This is a genomic window from Priestia sp. KCTC 13724 (genome assembly GCF_056820425.1).
In genome coordinates, this window is record NZ_JBXDLD010000069.1 from 1 (window position 1) to 16,992 (window position 16,992).

25 protein-coding genes and 1 riboswitch are annotated in these 16,992 nt (G+C 37.2%); of the genes, 7 read left to right on the plus strand and 18 right to left on the minus strand.

Translation table 11 applies throughout. The features are described from left to right. Positions 1-356: transposase (locus AC1UFB_RS09680; protein WP_482589086.1), on the plus strand; the 356-nt coding region annotated here is incomplete at its 5' end. Here AC1UFB_RS09680 and AC1UFB_RS09685 read toward each other — a convergent pair. The 4 genes from AC1UFB_RS09685 to AC1UFB_RS09700 all read right to left on the minus strand — a co-directional run bounded on the left by AC1UFB_RS09685 (position 318) and on the right by AC1UFB_RS09700 (position 1,700). After that, the gene (locus tag AC1UFB_RS09685) at positions 318-770 is read right to left on the minus strand and encodes a hypothetical protein (RefSeq protein WP_328101071.1); all 453 of its coding nucleotides are present in this window, start codon (positions 768-770) and stop codon (positions 318-320) included. The two genes, AC1UFB_RS09680 and AC1UFB_RS09685, sit on opposite strands and share 39 nt — an antisense overlap. After that, complete coding sequence (locus AC1UFB_RS09690; protein ID WP_025909927.1) at positions 767-1,186, minus strand: BlaI/MecI/CopY family transcriptional regulator; 420 nt, start codon at positions 1,184-1,186, stop codon at positions 767-769. Before AC1UFB_RS09690 ends, AC1UFB_RS09685 begins: the two co-directional genes overlap by 4 nt. A 63-nt stretch (positions 1,187-1,249) precedes the next feature. Continuing rightward, positions 1,250-1,462: a DUF2922 domain-containing protein gene (locus AC1UFB_RS09695; RefSeq protein WP_025909926.1), complete on the minus strand. Its 213-nt coding sequence runs from the start codon at positions 1,460-1,462 to the stop codon at positions 1,250-1,252. Between the two features lie 16 nt (positions 1,463-1,478). After that, the gene (locus AC1UFB_RS09700) at positions 1,479-1,700 is read right to left on the minus strand and encodes a DUF1659 domain-containing protein (protein WP_025909925.1); all 222 of its coding nucleotides are present in this window, start codon (positions 1,698-1,700) and stop codon (positions 1,479-1,481) included. A gap of 120 nt (positions 1,701-1,820) precedes the next feature. On the opposite strand from AC1UFB_RS09700, the gene AC1UFB_RS09705 reads away from it, so the two are divergent. Then, complete coding sequence (locus AC1UFB_RS09705; RefSeq protein WP_025909924.1) at positions 1,821-2,270, plus strand: hypothetical protein; 450 nt, start codon at positions 1,821-1,823, stop codon at positions 2,268-2,270. Positions 2,271-2,329: 59 nt separating this feature from the next. On the opposite strand, the gene AC1UFB_RS09710 is transcribed toward AC1UFB_RS09705, so the two are convergent. The 6 genes from AC1UFB_RS09710 to AC1UFB_RS09735 all read right to left on the minus strand — a co-directional run bounded on the left by AC1UFB_RS09710 (position 2,330) and on the right by AC1UFB_RS09735 (position 6,833). Continuing rightward, positions 2,330-3,280, minus strand: coding sequence for an L-lactate dehydrogenase (locus AC1UFB_RS09710; protein ID WP_100347152.1), 951 nt, complete (start codon positions 3,278-3,280; stop codon positions 2,330-2,332). Between the two features lie 16 nt (positions 3,281-3,296). After that, complete coding sequence (locus tag AC1UFB_RS09715) at positions 3,297-3,962, minus strand: methionine ABC transporter permease (protein WP_328101606.1); 666 nt, start codon at positions 3,960-3,962, stop codon at positions 3,297-3,299. 1 nt (position 3,963) lies between these two features. After that, positions 3,964-4,977, minus strand: coding sequence for a methionine ABC transporter ATP-binding protein (locus AC1UFB_RS09720; protein ID WP_138116829.1), 1,014 nt, complete (start codon positions 4,975-4,977; stop codon positions 3,964-3,966). Positions 4,978-4,989: 12 nt separating this feature from the next. After that, positions 4,990-5,808 (minus strand): MetQ/NlpA family ABC transporter substrate-binding protein, encoded by an 819-nt coding sequence (locus AC1UFB_RS09725; RefSeq protein WP_025909920.1) that lies wholly within the window; start codon positions 5,806-5,808, stop codon positions 4,990-4,992. Positions 5,809-5,891: 83 nt separating this feature from the next. Next, positions 5,892-6,005, minus strand: a riboswitch (SAM riboswitch). A gap of 158 nt (positions 6,006-6,163) precedes the next feature. Further along, positions 6,164-6,283, minus strand: coding sequence for a YjcZ family sporulation protein (locus AC1UFB_RS09730; protein ID WP_076512449.1), 120 nt, complete (start codon positions 6,281-6,283; stop codon positions 6,164-6,166). Between the two features lie 85 nt (positions 6,284-6,368). Then, positions 6,369-6,833, minus strand: a complete 465-nt coding sequence (locus AC1UFB_RS09735; protein ID WP_076512450.1) for a GNAT family N-acetyltransferase — start codon at positions 6,831-6,833, stop codon at positions 6,369-6,371. 115 nt (positions 6,834-6,948) lie between these two features. On the opposite strand from AC1UFB_RS09735, the gene AC1UFB_RS09740 reads away from it, so the two are divergent. Both AC1UFB_RS09740 and AC1UFB_RS09745 read left to right on the plus strand, forming a co-directional pair. Beyond that, a complete protein-coding gene (locus AC1UFB_RS09740) occupies positions 6,949-7,212 on the plus strand; it encodes a DinB family protein (protein WP_328101419.1) in 264 nt (87 codons plus the stop codon). After that, positions 7,137-7,436, plus strand: coding sequence for a DinB family protein (locus AC1UFB_RS09745; protein ID WP_328101420.1), 300 nt, complete (start codon positions 7,137-7,139; stop codon positions 7,434-7,436). The genes AC1UFB_RS09740 and AC1UFB_RS09745 overlap by 76 nt, the downstream gene beginning before the upstream one ends. A 47-nt stretch (positions 7,437-7,483) precedes the next feature. On the opposite strand, the gene AC1UFB_RS09750 is transcribed toward AC1UFB_RS09745, so the two are convergent. The 4 genes from AC1UFB_RS09750 to AC1UFB_RS09765 form a co-directional block, all read right to left on the minus strand. Beyond that, positions 7,484-7,642 carry a flagellar basal body-associated FliL family protein gene (locus AC1UFB_RS09750; protein WP_153301146.1) on the minus strand — a complete coding sequence of 53 codons (159 nt, stop codon included), beginning with the start codon at positions 7,640-7,642 and terminating at the stop codon, positions 7,484-7,486. A 185-nt stretch (positions 7,643-7,827) separates the two neighbouring features. Beyond that, entirely contained in the window at positions 7,828-9,156 is a 1,329-nt protein-coding gene (locus AC1UFB_RS09755; protein WP_025909918.1) for an AlbA family DNA-binding domain-containing protein, read from the minus strand. Positions 9,157-9,232: 76 nt separating this feature from the next. Continuing rightward, positions 9,233-9,436 carry a zinc ribbon domain-containing protein gene (locus AC1UFB_RS09760; protein WP_025909917.1) on the minus strand — a complete coding sequence of 68 codons (204 nt, stop codon included), beginning with the start codon at positions 9,434-9,436 and terminating at the stop codon, positions 9,233-9,235. 453 nt (positions 9,437-9,889) lie between these two features. Further along, entirely contained in the window at positions 9,890-10,468 is a 579-nt protein-coding gene (locus tag AC1UFB_RS09765; RefSeq protein ID WP_328101422.1) for a poly-gamma-glutamate hydrolase family protein, read from the minus strand. 137 nt (positions 10,469-10,605) lie between these two features. On the opposite strand from AC1UFB_RS09765, the gene AC1UFB_RS09770 reads away from it, so the two are divergent. Next, positions 10,606-11,430 carry a glycosyl transferase family 2 gene (locus tag AC1UFB_RS09770; RefSeq protein ID WP_482589091.1) on the plus strand — a complete coding sequence of 275 codons (825 nt, stop codon included), beginning with the start codon at positions 10,606-10,608 and terminating at the stop codon, positions 11,428-11,430. Positions 11,431-11,535: 105 nt separating this feature from the next. Continuing rightward, on the plus strand, positions 11,536-11,862 hold the full coding sequence (locus AC1UFB_RS09775; RefSeq protein ID WP_025909911.1) for a DMT family transporter: 327 nt from the start codon (positions 11,536-11,538) through the stop codon (positions 11,860-11,862). Positions 11,863-11,893: 31 nt separating this feature from the next. Here AC1UFB_RS09775 and AC1UFB_RS09780 read toward each other — a convergent pair whose 3' ends face one another. From AC1UFB_RS09780 to AC1UFB_RS09795, 4 genes are all read right to left on the minus strand, one after another. Continuing rightward, positions 11,894-13,471: a peptide chain release factor 3 gene (locus tag AC1UFB_RS09780; protein ID WP_025909910.1), complete on the minus strand. Its 1,578-nt coding sequence runs from the start codon at positions 13,469-13,471 to the stop codon at positions 11,894-11,896. Positions 13,472-13,613: 142 nt separating this feature from the next. Then, positions 13,614-13,811: a cold-shock protein CspD gene (cspD, locus tag AC1UFB_RS09785; RefSeq protein WP_025909909.1), complete on the minus strand. Its 198-nt coding sequence runs from the start codon at positions 13,809-13,811 to the stop codon at positions 13,614-13,616. A 270-nt stretch (positions 13,812-14,081) separates the two neighbouring features. Further along, on the minus strand, positions 14,082-15,572 hold the full coding sequence (locus AC1UFB_RS09790; RefSeq protein ID WP_144593671.1) for a hypothetical protein: 1,491 nt from the start codon (positions 15,570-15,572) through the stop codon (positions 14,082-14,084). Between the two features lie 24 nt (positions 15,573-15,596). Next, positions 15,597-15,773 carry a hypothetical protein gene (locus AC1UFB_RS09795; protein WP_167556121.1) on the minus strand — a complete coding sequence of 59 codons (177 nt, stop codon included), beginning with the start codon at positions 15,771-15,773 and terminating at the stop codon, positions 15,597-15,599. Between the two features lie 334 nt (positions 15,774-16,107). Here AC1UFB_RS09795 and AC1UFB_RS09800 point away from each other — a divergent pair, with 334 nt between their 5' ends. Further along, on the plus strand, positions 16,108-16,722 hold the full coding sequence (locus tag AC1UFB_RS09800; RefSeq protein ID WP_482589095.1) for an NAD(P)-dependent oxidoreductase: 615 nt from the start codon (positions 16,108-16,110) through the stop codon (positions 16,720-16,722). Positions 16,723-16,992: the final 270 nt, after the last annotated feature.

Consider the following 16,992-nt stretch of genomic DNA (forward strand, 5'->3'; position numbering starts at 1 on the left):
ACAATTGTAAAGCCCCAGCTTTTCATTCCTTTATGAAGTATGTGCTCGACTATTACCCAAATAAAGTCATTATTATGGTGTTGGATCGTGCTCGTATTCATGATGCAAAAGAGTTACAGCCCTTTTTTGAACAGCATGAGGATCGACTCATTCGTTTCTTTCTGCCGAAGTACTCGCCCAATTTGAACCCCGTTGAACGGATTTGGAAATGGCTGAAAGAAACCGTCATCCAAAATCGATTCCATCCTAACAAAGCAGCTATTCAAGAGTCTGTTTCTTCTTTTCTAGCTTTTTTGGAGGGGGCATCTGAGCAAATTTTAAAAAGAATAGCCGGTGTTCATATGCCGGATTATTAAGTAAAACTTATATAAATTTGTTGAAACAACAATTTGAGGCTTCACAAATCCTTTCGTTAAAGCAAATGGACGGGTAGAATTAACAACAACGACCCCTTGATAAATATCTTCATCCTTGCCTATGTAACGAGTTAAGCTTGATACTTTACTGACTTTAATTTGATGATAAAATTGGTACAAAAGCCAAAACTGTCTAGTTAGCTTCCAGAAAACAAGCAAGAGGGTATAAACCACAAACCCATATAAAACATACTGTGCCCACTTCCAACCAATATGTTCTACAGCGTGATAGCATAGAGTAAACACATTTAAATGATGATGTGGGTCTATGAGATAAACCGTCATTTGTACAAGCAGGCTAATGGCTACTAGTATGGATGCGTAAAAAAGAACAACAGATTGCTTTTTATTCATATTTCTTCGCTCGCTTTTAACTTTTTAATTTTCTGTTCTAAAAGCAGCAGCAACTCTTCATCTGCTTCTTCTACTGCATCTAACATATGACTCACAGCCAAGAGTCCAAATTCATCAATTAATTCAGACGTTAATTCCTTAGATTGCCCTTCTAAAAATTCCTGCTGTGACAGCACAGGTTGATAAACAGAAACTCTCCCTTTTACATACTTGTCCAACAGCCCTTTTTCTACAAGACGATTCATAACGGTCATAACCGTATTGAAGTTGACTATCTTATCTTTTTCAAGAGCAATTTGAACATCTTTAATTGTCATTTGTTTTCCATGCCATATACATTCCATTACCTTTGCTTCTAGAGGTCCAAAAAAACGATTCAAGCCACTTTCTTTAAACTTAAACTGTTGAATCTTCATAAAAAACCACCTCACACTACTCATTGTAGTGCGGAGGTGGTTTTTGGTCAAGGCAAACCATGTTTAGATTTCAAATTCCGTTACGTTACGCTCAATGATCTGTGCACCCTTTTTTGATGTAAGTGTTCCACCATTTGATGTGAACACATTGCTTGCTAAAATCTGATCCATAGCTGCGCTGATTTCAGAAGCTTCAAGCCCTTCTTTCGGCTGCTCAATTGAAATACCCACTGTTTTTTGTTCTAAGTTCAAAAACTGCATTGTTAATGTTTTCATTTAGCTCCCCCCTTTATTATTCACTTACAAGCGTATATGTTACGACTTCTGCGACTTCAACAAGTGGAAGTAACTGTAGACTCGCAATGGCTTCACTTGCTGTTAGCAACGCATCAGGTGAAGAAGCTATTGCAATATTTGGGTATAGTTTTGATTTTAAAATCATCGTTCCATCCTCCTTATCACCGTTGTGAAATGTCATGCGAAGCTGGCTTTTTTCCTGAATTTTTTCTGCCATCCTTCATTCCCCCTTTCGCCTTATATATAGAAATCTAAATAGGACGGAGGGATGATAGATACAAAAAAAAATCTCCTTTATAATAAAAGAAGATTGTGATAGAGAAAGAGGATTTTAACTATGAAAAGATGGATTTCACTGCTTATTTTTTTACTCGCCTTTCCCATTGCTTCACACGTCTCAGCAAGTAACCATCACGTTGATGAACAAAAACTCGGGCCGTTTTATTACACAGTATACAATGATACATCCTCTCAAAAGTGGGACATCGGCGTATTAAACCATGAAGAAAAAACAAATATTTCTGAAACAAAGCTTAACAACGAAGGGCTACTTTTATTTAAAGAAACCATTGATGAATTAGCAAAGCTCTCTATCCAACTTGGTATTGCTTGTATTGTGTTAATTGGGATCATGCTTTTCTTTATTTATCGGCTGTTAAAGAGAAAGCGTTTATTTTTGCGTATTTCCCTTTTAGCCTCTAGTGTTGCTTTTATCTTTTTGCTTGTTACAACCATAGAAATTTTCAAAAAGACGGAGCAGGCAAAAACCTTATTTTATTTAGTATGAGTTATGTATGTACGACAAGCTATCGTTAAAAAGCACGCTTTTCAGAAAAGCGTGCTTTTTTAGTGCTGTATTTTGTGAGAACGTATTTCAGAAATTGCTGTTTGAATAATGTTTGCTGAATATTCCAGCTTACGATGTTCTTCTAGTGATAAATGAAGAGGAATTCGTTTCTCAATTCCTCCTTTTCCAATAACAGATGGAATACTAATAGCTACGTCATGTAAGCCATACTCTCCCTGCAATATCGTAGAAACTGGAAAAACAGCTCGTTCGTTACTGACAATGGCTTTGGTTAGCTGTGCAATCGCGTTTCCAATACCAAATTCCGTATTTCCTTTCAGCCAATAGATTTCAAAACCTAGTTTGATCACTTCTTTTTCAATTTTTTCTTTATCTAAAATAGACTGCTCATGTTGGTAGTAATCTTCTAGTTTTTGTCCAAAAATTGTTGAATGTGACCATAGTGCAAACTGCGAACCGCCATGTTCACCAAGCATATACGCATGAACGTCATGTGGCTTTACCTTGAGTTCATTTGCAACAACTCGCCGAAGACGTGAACTATCTAATAAAGTTCCTGTTCCAATTACACGCTCTCTTGGCAATCCAGACAAACTCCATACATGGTATGTAATAACATCACATGGATTTGTGGCTACAACGTAACAGCCTGAGAAACCAAGCTCTTTTAGAGTTGTAACTACTTCCATAATAATAGGTGCAGTTGCTTTTAGTTCATCAAGCCGCGTTTCACCTTTTTGAGGTCTTGGACCGGCAACGCTTATAATAATCACATCTGCATCTTTAATATCGACCAATCCACCTGCATATACGTTTGTAACCCCAGACGATGTGACAGTTGCATCCTGTAAATCAAGCGCGTCACCTTCCGCTTTTTCCTTTAAACAATCCACAAGTACCAATTCTTCTATTGCTTGCTGATTAACTAATGAAAAAGCTGTCGCTGAGCCAACATTGCCACATCCAATAATTCCAACTTTCCTTCCCATGAGCAACCTACCTCTCTTACCCTTCTCTTTTTAATCTCTTAGCTAGCTGGCTACCAAACGATTGAATCAACTGTACCATAATAATTAATACGAGAATAGTTGTGTACATCACTGTTGGTTCAAAGCGTAAATGCCCATATTGAAAGGCGATATCTCCAAGCCCACCAGCACCAACAAGGCCTGCCATTGCAGTAGCACCGATGAGACCAATTGTTGCAATAGTTAATCCTAAGACAATACCAGAACGCGCTTCTCTTACAACAACGTACCAAATAATTTTTGACGTTGAAATCCCCATTGATTGATATGCTTCCACTATTCCTTTATCAACTTCTAACAGCGCAGACTCCATTAATCTTGCAATATAAGGTGCGGTATAAACCACAAGGGGAACAATTACGCCTTGTACACCAATGGTTGTTCCAGCAATAAGCTTAGTAAATGGTAGAATGAAGAATAATAGAATAATAAATGGAATCGAACGAATAATGTTGATGATCCAGTTCAGAACTTGGTATAACCATCTGTTTTCTGACTGTCCACCCTGTCTAGTTACAACAAGTAAAATCCCAAGCGGTAAACCAATCAAGATGGCAATAACTAATGAGATACTTGTCATGGTTAACGTTTGAAGGAAGCCTTCCCAAATAACGTCTCCCCACTCTACAAAAAATTCAGCCATCTTATTTCCACTCCTCTACAATAACGCCTTCACTTTCTAAATATCCGATTGCTTCTTCATAAGCTTCCTTATCTCCTCTTAAATGAACAAGCAGCTTTCCAAGCGTTTCATTTTTTAACTGTTCAATTCCACCGGCTAAAATACTTGGTAATACATCAAATTTGCGTGAAACCATCGCAAGCGCCGGTTCATTGGACTTTTCACTTCCTTTAAAATAAAGTGATACAAGCTTACCAGTTTTACGATATTCTGTTTTTAAAGCTTCTGGAAGATTAAATGCAGATTCTGAACCAATAAAACGCTTAGTTGTTGGATGCTGTGGATGAGTAAATATATCCACTACTTTTCCTTCTTCTACGACTCTTCCATTTTCCATCACTGCTACGCGATCACAAATACGTTGAACAACGTTTAATTCGTGCGTAATTAGAAAAATTGTTAAGCCTAATTCTCGGTTAATTTTTAATAGTAACTCCAAGATAGCTTCCGTTGTTTCTGGATCTAAGGCACTTGTGGCCTCATCGCTTAATAAAATTTCAGGCTCATGCGCTAACGCTCGTGCAATGGCAACACGCTGCTTTTGACCGCCAGATAGCTGAGACGGGTAGTGATTAACTTTATCAGACAACCCGACAATTTCTAAATACTTCTCTGCGCGCTTTTGAATGGTTTCTTTATCAATGCCTTCTAGTTTTAGAGGAATTGCAATGTTTTCATATACAGTTGCTGTTTTTAATAAATTATACCCCTGGAAAATCATCCCGATTTTCCGGCGTGTCTTTTGAAGGTCCTGCTTTGAAAGAGTCGTTAGGCTTACACCATTAATGAATACTTCTCCAGACGTTGGTTTTTCAAGTAGATTAACACAGCGAATCAGCGTACTTTTCCCCGCACCGCTATATCCAATTACTCCGAACACCTCTCCTTTTTCAATAGTCAAGCACACGTCTTTCACAGCCTCCACTTTCTTGCCGTTGACTTCATATGTTTTGGAAGTCTGCTTTAATTCAATCACGTTCACCACTCCTTAAAATGCTGGGACAACTGAGCCGTTAAACTCTTCTTCAATAAATTGACGAATTTCATCTGAATGGAAGTATTTCTCTAGCTGTTTTACAACTTCATCATCTTTATTTTCCGTACGTACAACAACGTAGTTTGGATATGGATTGTTTTCAATTTCTTCATGGAAAATGGCATCATCATTAATTGTTAAACCTGCACCCATCGCAAAGTTTGTGTTAATTGCAGCAGCTGCTACTTCACCTAATTGAGATGGAATTTGTGAAGCTTCTAGCTCAACGATTTCAAGATCCAGTTTATTTTCAGCTACGTCTTTTTTCGTTGCTTTTTCTTCAACGCCTTCTTTTAATTTAATAACTCCAGCCGCTTCAAATAGCTTTAACGCACGATATTCATTACTTGGATCATTTGGCACAGCAATTTTGTCACCTTTTTTCAGTTCTTTTATATCTTTAATGCCGTCTGCATAAATACCCATTGGAAACGCAACCGTTTTAAACGCATCCTCAATTTTATAGCCTTTATCTTTTACCTGTTGTTCTAAAAACGGTAATGTTTGATAATTATTTAAATCTAAATCACGTTCATCAAGCGCTGTGTTCGGTGTATTATAGTCGTTAAACGTTTTAATGGTAATCTCTAATCCATCTTTTTCTGCTAACTTCTTCACTTCTTCGTTAATTTGTTGATGAGGACCACCAGTTACTCCGATTGTAATTTTTTCTGTGCTCAAAGTCTTTGCTTCTTCTTTTCCGCACGCAGCCGTTACAATTAGTAGTGCTGACGCCAGTGTTAAACCTAGTACTTTTGTTGTTTTTTTCATTATGTCAATCGCTCCCTTTTCTTTTTTTCCATAAAAAAAACGCCTCTTGCAGATAAAGAGAAGCGATTTTAACCAATCCGCTTCTCTTATCTTTCAGTGTATAAAGATACACCGCAGGATTTAGCACCGTTACAGCACGATTGCTGATAGGTTGCCGGGTTTCATAGGGCCAGTCCCTCCACCACTCTCGATAAGAGTTGCTTTTTTATTCACTTTATTATGATGGCTATTCTACAGGTAGTTTGTATATAGTGTCAATATTTTTTTAATTTTATTTTATAAATTTTTTTAGATTAGTTTTAATTTAAAGAAAAGAAGCATACAAAAGTCTCCTTTTGTATGCTTCTTTTCTTTATTAATTCCAACAAACGCATCCTACAATAACAAGAAGAATAAACAGAACTAAGATTAAGGCAAACCCACTGCCGCCTTTATTATAGCCGTATCCTCCACAATAACCGCCGTAAAAACACATAACATACACCATCCTTTCTGTCTCAGTGTATGCACGCATCATCCTTTTGCTTGTCTAAACGCCTATTTTCTAAAAATATGTACCCTTAACTCAATATTTGTCGCAGTCGAATCATATCACGACATTGAATACCATTTTCATAGATTTCTTCTTCATAGTTATGAACAAAGTGATCAATTTCAATTCCTGTAATACGAAATCCACATTTTTGATACAACGCCAACTGCTCAATACTTGAATTACCTGTTGCAATTTCTACGCTTTTATATCCATAGTGCTTTGAAAGCTTTAAAGCTTCTTCCACCAATTGCTTTCCGTATCCTTGATTTCGCATGTTTTTCTTTACTACAATATTGACAATTTCCACCGTATTCGGCCTTGTTGGTAGCAGTACAACAAGCCCCACTAACTCACCATCTGCTCTTCCTGCAATGCATGTTCCTCTCTCAATATAGCCTGAAATAACCTCTTCTGATGGATCAGCTTCCTTTAACAACTCAATATGATTCTTTGTTACTTGCAATATTTTTTCAAAACGTAAACTAGACATGGTATCGCCCTTTCTTCTTACTATTTTCGTTAAGCAAACTACACCGTATTTGACTGTTTCCCTGTTATAATTAAAAGATATTACTAGAAAAGAAACAAGTCTAAAGGAATTATTTATGAATTTATTGTTATTACATCATTTAGAAACCGTTCGAAGTATTACGCTAAAAGTTTTATCAAGCGTAACTGAACAGGAATCGTTAGTAACTCCCGGTGGCTTTTCAAACAACATTGTTTGGAATTTAGGGCACATTGCATATATTCAAGAAAAGCTTGTTTTGAGCTTGCTGGAAAGAAAAATCAATTGCCTGCCTCATATGAGCGATTATTCGCGGCTGAAACAAAGCCTTCTCAATGGAAGGAAACACCTCCTACCTTAATTCAACTAAAAGAAGAGCTGATGACTCAAACTGAGCGTATTAAAGAATTCATACCCGCTCATTATGATTTGAAGCTAGCCAAGCCGTTCACTAATAAAGCTGGCATTTCGTTTGATCACGTTGGCAGCACGTTCTTGTTTAGCTTTTACCATGAGGGAATGCATGTTGAAACAATTAAACAAATTAAAAAAGCTATTCAAGAAAAAAATCCTAGCAATTGTTAGGATTTTTTTCTTGAATAGCTTACCCGTCGTATATCTGGTTAAAATCTCTATATTTGTGTTACTCCTACTGTTAATATGTATGTTTCATTTACCACAAACTTATCTACTGCTTCTTTTTGCTGCTCGAAATGATAATAAGCAGCGCACACCCCTCCCAATCCTGCTAGCGCTAACACGATTAACAGAATGGACCCAACCTTTTTCATGTTTCATTCTCTCCCCTATGTCTCACAAAGTCTGATATAAACCTTTGTAACATCCCCTTTTGTTTGAAAGGTTTATTCAAGCGAGTTTGAGGAATAACCACTATTCCCCTCACTCTATTTGATGATACCATACCTTTTTCAGAAAATGTATAAATGTTCTCAATTGTTAAAAAATAGTCATTTTTTTACTTTGATTGATAAAAAGATTGCATAAGAAAATGAAGAGCTTTGTTTTTTGAGAGACCAAACGCGTTAATAATATAATCAACATATTGAAATAAAGATTCACCGTTTTTTTCTTTTAGCTTCATAGCTCGAAAAGATTTATTAAATCGATAATGCTTTTTATCAGAAAAAACTAGGCCTTCTTCTCTTAAAAAACCTTTATATGCCCCATGGTTAAAATACAAAACATCATTTCGCACGTTTTCAAGATCAATTACAACAATCATATCTTCTAATTCAGCGTTGAGCTGCGTCATACATTCAATGTACTCGCCAAGACAGCTTAGTAACAATGTTAAAAATTGATGGCCATCAACGTATTGAAATTGATCAAAAATAGCAGCATTTCTGTAGCTTGGTACGCACTCTTGCAAAACAGATTTTACTTCATCAAGCTCTTCTACATATGGAATTGGAATATGAAATTTTGCCGCTCCATTAACAAACTGTTCCCAAGCAACGGTTTTATCATAGGAGTCAATAACATCAGTGTTTCGAAAAATAATTGACTCTGCAGAATATGATGCTTTAACAAACGGTAAATGAACGTTCATTTCAATTTCTTCATACATTGGATAAGCTTTCGGTTCATTTGATTTTGATAAGATATACTGCTTTAATTTATCTTCATCCATATGTTCCAATAAGTACAAGTCATAAATTGGAATGACGTACATATTGCACATTCCATAGTGAACATAGCCTTCGCCGTGCGTAAGCCCCTTTCGGTTATAGATAGATAATTCTTTTGTGCAAAATGCTTCTAAACGCATCATTCGGTCTTTTGACTTTTGATATAGACGGTCCAGGTGATAGCGGTCATCAATTTCTGAAATTGGAGAAGTTCCGCTCCCAATACGGCGATAAACTTTCCCGTATGACATATAAGGAGGGTACAAGCCTTCTGGAATCCAAATAACAAAGACGCCGTACTCTGTGGTATGTTCAGGTGATAGAAACCGAGTAAAAATACGAGGAATTGGATTCGTTACATCCTTCAGCATGTTGTGAATAAAGAGCTCATACTCTTTTTTTTCAAGTAAATTGATTGAGTAATCATCTTCATCAACTCCAAATATTAGCCACCCGCCCATTTCATTGGCAAACGATGCAATAATATTTGGAATCTTCCTCTTCACAGTGGAACTAACTTCTCGCTTAAATTCAAGCTGATACCCTTCTTCTAACTGCTTCGCAACCATCACTTCTACATCAGAGAAACAAATTTCAGCAATCGTTAGCTTTCTTCCCTCTTTATTTATGAACGGCGAATAAAACGAATCACTCACAGTTTCTCCTCCTCATCATATGCATATAACTTATCCATATGATGAAAAGTGGCTAAACAGTCGTATTTCTTCTAAATTAACCAAAGAACAAATCGAGAATATTAGACGCCTTAGACGCTTCTTTATTATAAAACTCTGAGTAACCGCATGACTTACAATAAACCACAACAAAGCGGTTATGCTGAACGTCTAAAAGCTTTGAAAGACCTGTGCCTGTCATTGCCACTTCCTTTTGCCCAACGCTCTGTCCACCACATTTTATACATCCCGCCTCTTTCATTTCTGTCATCTCCTTTGTTAAAATAAAAAATCTAATTTATATTAAGTAATACGAAATAGTGTTTAAAAAGTTTCATATTTTTCCGTTCTTACAATACTCGTTGTTTACCTTCTTTGGACAGAACAATATGAAATCCAAACGAACTACCTCCATTTTTATACTTTTTATTCCTTATTATCCATTTTAACACATTTTTAATTTCACCTCGTATTTTTAAACAAATACAGATATCATTAAAACTGTACGGCTCGTTCCATTGACTGTACTTCAAGGACAACTTCTGATATTCCTTCTGTTTTAATTTTCATCTTATCTCCTCACTTTATAAACCAACCATTAAAGGTGCAACACTTTCTTTTTCTATATTTTAGTATATATTCCATATGGAGATGCGCTTTTCAACTATCCTGCAATAAAAATACAGCGCCTATTTTTTCCGGCGCTGTATACATGCTATTCACTTTCTTTAATCGCTTTTACTAACGATTCAATAAAAGACTGTTTTTTTTCTACGTTAGTTAGCAGCTCATCATATTGAGGTACTGTCAATTCTAACTGCAGTCCCTGATGGCGGGTATTATCATTTGCAATATTATCTGGCGAAACTCCTCTTAAATGAGGGGGCAGCTCAACTACAATAAACCCGGGTTTTAATAATTCTTTCACGCGAGATGCAAGAGGTTCATCGCGCCCTCCTATATAAATCTCTCGTTCCGCACCGCGTGCACCGTGAAATGAAATAGTTATATTTGACTGATGGACTAATGACCTTGCCAACTCTTCATCGTAATGAGTAGATGTTACATGCAGTTCAAAGGGATCTTCTTTTTTTAAGCATTTAAATGCATAAAAAGTCCCGTTAACCTCCTGCGCCAATTCCCTTGCCATTTCAAGTGTACCCTCTTCCATTGTACCGCCATGAATCGCCAACACAACAATGTCTTTCTTACGAATGATGCACTCAATTTCATAGTCAATTCCAGCTCGCTCACACTGAGATAGCTCTTGAAACGTTTGATATATATCTCGCACAACGATCACTTCCCTTCTATTGTTTCTTAATATGACTTGATTTTCATAGAGTATACATTAAACGTACAAGCACTTTTTTAGATTTTTCATAAGATGGAATGAATGCTTTTTACTATATAGAAAGTGGTGTTAAACAATTGATTGAAAACTACACGCGAATTGCAATCAAAAAGCATCAGCTACATGATGTTGATTTATTAAATGACATGCCGTATGTCCTTGCTGTTGAGTGGGACGGCGTATTATATGAATTTTTAATCAAACTAAAAGAAAACTCTTCAAAGATGATTCTGTTAGGCTCTGGAGCCGGTGCTAAGCAAGAGCACCCGCAAGGTCCTCCTTATTTTCAGCGCCATTCATGGATGGACCTATTTGATGCATCGGTTATTTACTACAACGACCCTACTTTATATTTAGGTCCTCTCTCTTTAGGATGGGGGCAAGGAACGAAAGAACGGTTTTACCTTCAGGAAATCTCCGTGTTGCTAAAAGAAATCTTAGAAAAATTACACATACCTCTCCCAAAGGTCACCTGTTACGGTTCATCAGGAGGAGGCTTTATGTCCCTCATATTAGCCGGCTATTTAAAAGGTGCTAAAGCAGTTGTGAATAATCCGCAAACATGCTTAACAAAATGGCTTAAGACTCCCGTTCGCAACGTATTTTCCTTGTCTTATCCAGATATGTCACAGGAAGAAGTGGTTCAAACGTTTCATGAACGAATTAATGTCCTAGCATTTTATCAGAAAATTGGTTACGTCCCCCCCATTGATTACCTTCAAAATGCAGCCTCAGAATTCGATATGATAAACCACCTTATCCCTTTTTTATCAGGCCTTCACGCACTAAGCGATGAGTGTGAGGTTCATGAAATTAAAGTGATATTAAACTATAACAAAAAACAAGGACATGCCGCTTTAGGAAAGCAAGAAACTGTGGATTACCTATCGAAGAAAAAATAGTAGCGAGTTTTTTCATCCTATGATAAGATGTCGAAGTTAAATTTAGCATATCTTACAGTATACGTCGTAAAAAATATTTTTTTACGTAGCGAGGGGTGAATTCAGATGCAAGCCTATTTATTTCTAGCACTTGCTATTACAGCGGAACTTTTTGGAACATCCATGTTAAAAGCATCTCAGGGATTTACAAAACTCTGGCCAAGCATTGGTGTAATCGTTGGATTTGGAGTTGCGTTTTATTCACTCTCTGCTTCTCTTCAACAAATTCCACTGAGCATTGCCTACGCAATTTGGTCAGGAGTAGGAACTGCCCTTACAGCTATTATCGGTGTTGTGATTTGGAAGGAAAGCGGCAGCATCTCAATGGTCATTGGCATTACGTTAATTATTGCAGGAGTTGTCATTTTAAATTTAAAGTCATTTGCGCATTAAAAGAAACGCTTGGCAACGCCAAGCGTTTCTTTTATAAATTAAATGGATCTAAAAACTTCACGTCAGGATACTTATCTTGGAATAAGCGCCATACAAAATCATTTTCAAACATGAGTACAGCATGCCCATCCCGATCTTCAACAAGCATAACGCGAGAGTCAAACATGCTATCCTTAATCGTCTCTTTGTCCACCCATTTTGCAATGCTATGAGACATGCGAACAAACTCTAAATCTACGTTATACTCACCTTTCATACGGTGTTCAAACACTTGGAACTGAAGCTCACCAACAGCACCTAAAATATAATCTCCAAAGAACGGTGTACGATAGAGCTGAACCGCTCCTTCTTGTACAAGCTGGTTAATTCCTTTTTCAAAATGCTTTGATTTCATGGCATTTTTAGCACGTACTTTCACAAATAGCTCGGGTGGAAACTTCGGAAGCGCATCAAATTGAAACACTTTACCATCGCCGACAATCGTATCTCCAATTTGATACGTACCAGAATCATACAAACCAATAATGTCACCTGGATATGCTGTATCCACCGTCTCACGACTTGATGCTAAAAATTGATGTGACTGAGCAAGCTTCATTTTACGATTTGTACGAGCAAGCGTTACGTTCATGCCACGCTCAAACTTCCCTGAGCACACGCGTACAAAGGCAATTCGATCGCGGTGAGCTGGGTTCATATTTGCTTGAATTTTAAAGATAAAGCCTGAGAAATTGTTATCCGTTGGTTGAATTGTTCCAACAGATGATTCACGCGGCTGTGGTGGTGATGTTAATTGCAAAAATGAATTGAAAAACGACTGTACTCCAAAGTTTGCAATCGCACTACCAAAGAATACAGGTGTTAAAAGGCCTTGCTTTACTTTTTCAATTGAAAAATCGTTACCTGCTTCATCAAGAAGAGATAATTCATCCACAAGCGTTGGCAAATACATTTCATCCACATGCTTTTTCACTTCATCATCAATGTTTTCACCGTCAAAGTCTGCAAAATATGATTCTTTATTTCCTTGGTACACTTCGATTTGCTTCGAAAAGCGATCGTACGTACCTTGGAATCTTTTCCCCATGCCAATCGGCCACGTCACTGGGTAAGACTCAATTCCAAGTACTTCTTCAATTTCTTCCAATAGCTCTAGAGGATCTTTTCCTTCACGATCTAGCTTATTGATAAATGTTAAAATTGGAATCCCGCGCATACGACACACTTTAAATAACTTTAACGTCTGCGCTTCGATTCCCTTTGTTCCATCAATAACCATGACAGCACTATCTACCGCTGTTAGTGTTCGATATGTATCTTCACTGAAGTCTTCGTGTCCAGGTGTATCTAGGATGTTGATAAAATGATTTTTATATTCAAACTGCATTACACTTGATGTAACGGAGATTCCACGCTGCTTTTCAATTTCCATCCAGTCAGATGTTGCAAACTTTCCTGATTTTTTACCTTTAACTGTTCCAGCAGAACGAATCATTCCACCTAGTAATAACATTTTTTCAGTTAATGTTGTTTTTCCAGCATCCGGGTGGGAAATGATGGCGAACGTACGACGTGAGTCGACCATCTGCTGTTGCTGTTGATTGCTCATAAGTTTAATTATCCTTTCTACTATACAATTCCTATTTTCATCATTTCATTATACGCTTTTTTTATACAAGATGACCAGCCTTTTTCGAAGGAAAAGAAAAAAGGCCCCCATTTGGGAGCCCCTGATAATCCTATAAAAAGAATTACTTTTGAACGTTAGCAGCTTGTGGTCCACGAGCACCTTCAACGATTTCAAATGTAACTTCTTGGCCTTCTTCTAAAGTTTTGAAGCCTTCGCCTTGGATAGCTGAGAAGTGTACGAATACATCGTCTTGTCCTTCAACTTCGATGAAACCGAAACCTTTTTCAGCGTTGAACCATTTTACTTTACCTTGTAACATAATCTCTTTTCCTCCTCGTGCAGCAAGCTACACCTTGTGTATTACTCCATTCTTGCTCTTACAATAAGTCAAGACGAAACCCATCGAACTATCCTTATGGAACAAAAATAAGCAACTTTATTGTACCAAATTATCAAAAAAATTTCAAAGGGATTTGTGTAAACTTTTACTCATTTTTTTCAAAGAAATCGTGCTTTTTTTGCTTTTTTTATTCATAATAACCTAGGCTAAACTTAGGGTAACTCATATTTATCTATCAGCTTATCTAATCTACGAAATTGACTCTAATTCTCTGACAGCTAATCCATAATAGACTTTCTCCAAGCGCTTAATTTCTGCTTCGTATCGCTTAAGTTTACCGCTCGTTAGCCCTCGAGAACTTTTTGTTTCGTCCAGCAATTCAATATGCTGATTAAGCTTCAACAGCGTGCTTGTTAAACGCTCCTGTAATTCTTCAATTTCATTTTGTATATCCACACAGATTGGAAGCCGGTTCGCTAAAATAAAATCCGTCATTTGCATCAGTATTTTTTTGCGCTCAACTTCCTTTACTTTACTTTTTACTATGCGCTCAGCTGAACGAAACGTAAGTCGAATTCGTTCCATGATATCGCCTTTTATTGAAAGCTTTCTTTTTAATTCATCTACATCTTCCTTTAAGGCTTCATGCTCCTGAACCATCCTTTTCATAACAAGGCCGCAGTTTAGCGTTTTTAAATCCATTTGATTAAGCTGATGGCGAATGGACTCTTTTAAGCTATCTATTTTTTTAGTAAGCTGTCTTTCTATACCTTTAAGCTCTTTAATATCTTGCTCTCCATTATAAATAAGGCCCTCAAGACGCTCGACGTCAAACTGAGCCTGCTCTTTTTTTATTTGAAAATCTTCATACCGATGATACACAGATGACCACTTAATTAACAAAGATTGGTAATTAAGCAACTCATCTTGGTGCTCAAGCTTACACATCCACATTAAATGAACAACGGTCGCTAACAGCGGTAAAAAAGGTTCTGCTTCCTTACGCTTGGCTACAATTTCATGACTTTCCAAGCTCGCTAACGTCCATAGCGGTGCATTGAAACCAACTAGAAGTGACGGTGCATGCTGCATAGGCACAAACAAAGGCATTACTGCACAAAGTAAAGATGATAGTAGATCGTATGCACTTGGAGGAAGTTGCTTAAAAAAGCTGATAATTCCCTGTCTCTGTAAGACCTCTTCCATTGCTTTTTGAGTGACTTCTCTGCTGAATAGTTCTAGAATCCGATCTTGATATAAGCTTGGTAACTGCTCAATCCACGTTAAAAGAGCTGTTTGTAACAGCATCTGCTCACGCTTTGAAGCGATTAAGTACTGTGAATCTGCAAGGTGAATAAACAAACGAATTTGATGACGCAAAACATCGTCTAGGGAATGACAGCGAGCAATTGAAAACAATTCATTATACTTTGCGACAAACATATTGCCTATTTCTTCACTAAGTTCGTATAGTTCTCCATTTGTTGTAGTGTGAGAAACAGGCAGTCGAAAGTATTCAGCCATATGTAAAAACAGCTGAAGATGCAAATCGACCTCTGGCTGCTTAGCAATTTTTTTCATATCCTGCTGGAGATTTTGCTGAAACTGGATGTGTTCATCCTTTTCGTTTGGCAAAGTTGGTTGTAGCTTGGATATTTTATGTTTACTTATGACAAACGCACTTTGTAACCCTTGTCCATTCGCTGTTAGCAAACTATAAAGAAGCTGTTGACCATTCATTTCCCCATCTCCTTTTTTTGGCTTTTAAGACTCTTCTTGCTTTCGTAAAACAACAAGTGCAGTCCAACAAGACATTAACGCAGGTGGTATACTCCACGTTAAATATCGCCAGTCTTTTGTGATGATGGATACGATGACAAAAACGAGTGGTAGCCCTATCAATACAACACCAATCCGAACCTTGCTTATCTTTTTTCCCATTCCTCATCGCTCCCTTTTCGCTCCATATGCTTATATACAAAGTTCGCTTTCTATTAAAAAACACCTTTATAAACCGTTCGTTCAATTCTCTCTTTTCTAGACAGTCTATGACAAGAGTTTTAAAATTAGACATCCTTTTGCCAGACGGCAGGTACAAGCCTCGTTCCTTTTTCCTTCATCTTGCAAATCTCTTATTAAAACGCTAGTTTTCTGTTTTTTTCAGCAATTCCATACTTTTTGTGAGAAATTCACCGCGAAATATGCTATGTTACGTATAGAATATTTTTTATAAGAAGGATATGGGATAGTAATTCTACAGAAAAGGATGATGATCATGAAATTTGTTGTATTTGGAGCTAGCGGACGCACTGGACAAGCTTTCGTGAATCAGGCTTTAGAAGAAGGACATTTCGTCACAGCATTCGTTCGAACACCAGATAAGCTAACAATAACAAATAGCAATTTGCATATTATAGAAGGAAATGTAACGGATTCCTTTCAGGTGGCTCATGCTATTACAGGCCACGATGCTGTTGTTTCTTGCTTAGGAACTGATGGATTAGGCCCTTCTACATTTTTAGAAGAAGCAACATCTACTATTATTAAAGCAATGCAAGAGCAAGGCTTACACCGAATCTTATATACTGCTTCAGCTGGAATTGAAGGAGAAATTCCAGGTATGACAGGTTGGCTTGCTCAAAATATTTTAAAAAATCCACTACGCGACCATTTAAAAGCTGTTCAACTGCTAAAAACAAGCAACCTTCATTGGACAGTCGCTCGACCAATGGGGTTAACAAATGGCCCCGTAACCGCTCAGTATCGAAAAGCTGTGACGGGTGTACCTGAAGACAGCAAAAACATTAGCCGCGCAGACGTAGCCCACTTTTTATTACACGCAGCAAATGCAAAAATTCATTTAAAACAATCCGTGGCTCTTTCCTATTAAAAAGAGGCTGAGACATAGGTAATTCAGCCAATGATAAACCTGAACGATCGAGAGTTCCTCACTTTTAACCGTTCAGGTTTTTTGTTGATTGTGAAAAAAATGTTGGAAACAGGGTGGAATGGAACGAATGGTTCTGACAACGTAAAGAGGTGAGAAAAGAGAGTGTTCGTCTTTTTGGAAATTTGTTTTGTTATGTCCCACCACTAGTGTTGCATTAATTTAAATTAACTATTAAAAAGACTCAAAATCTTCAATTTTATTATTTTAGGC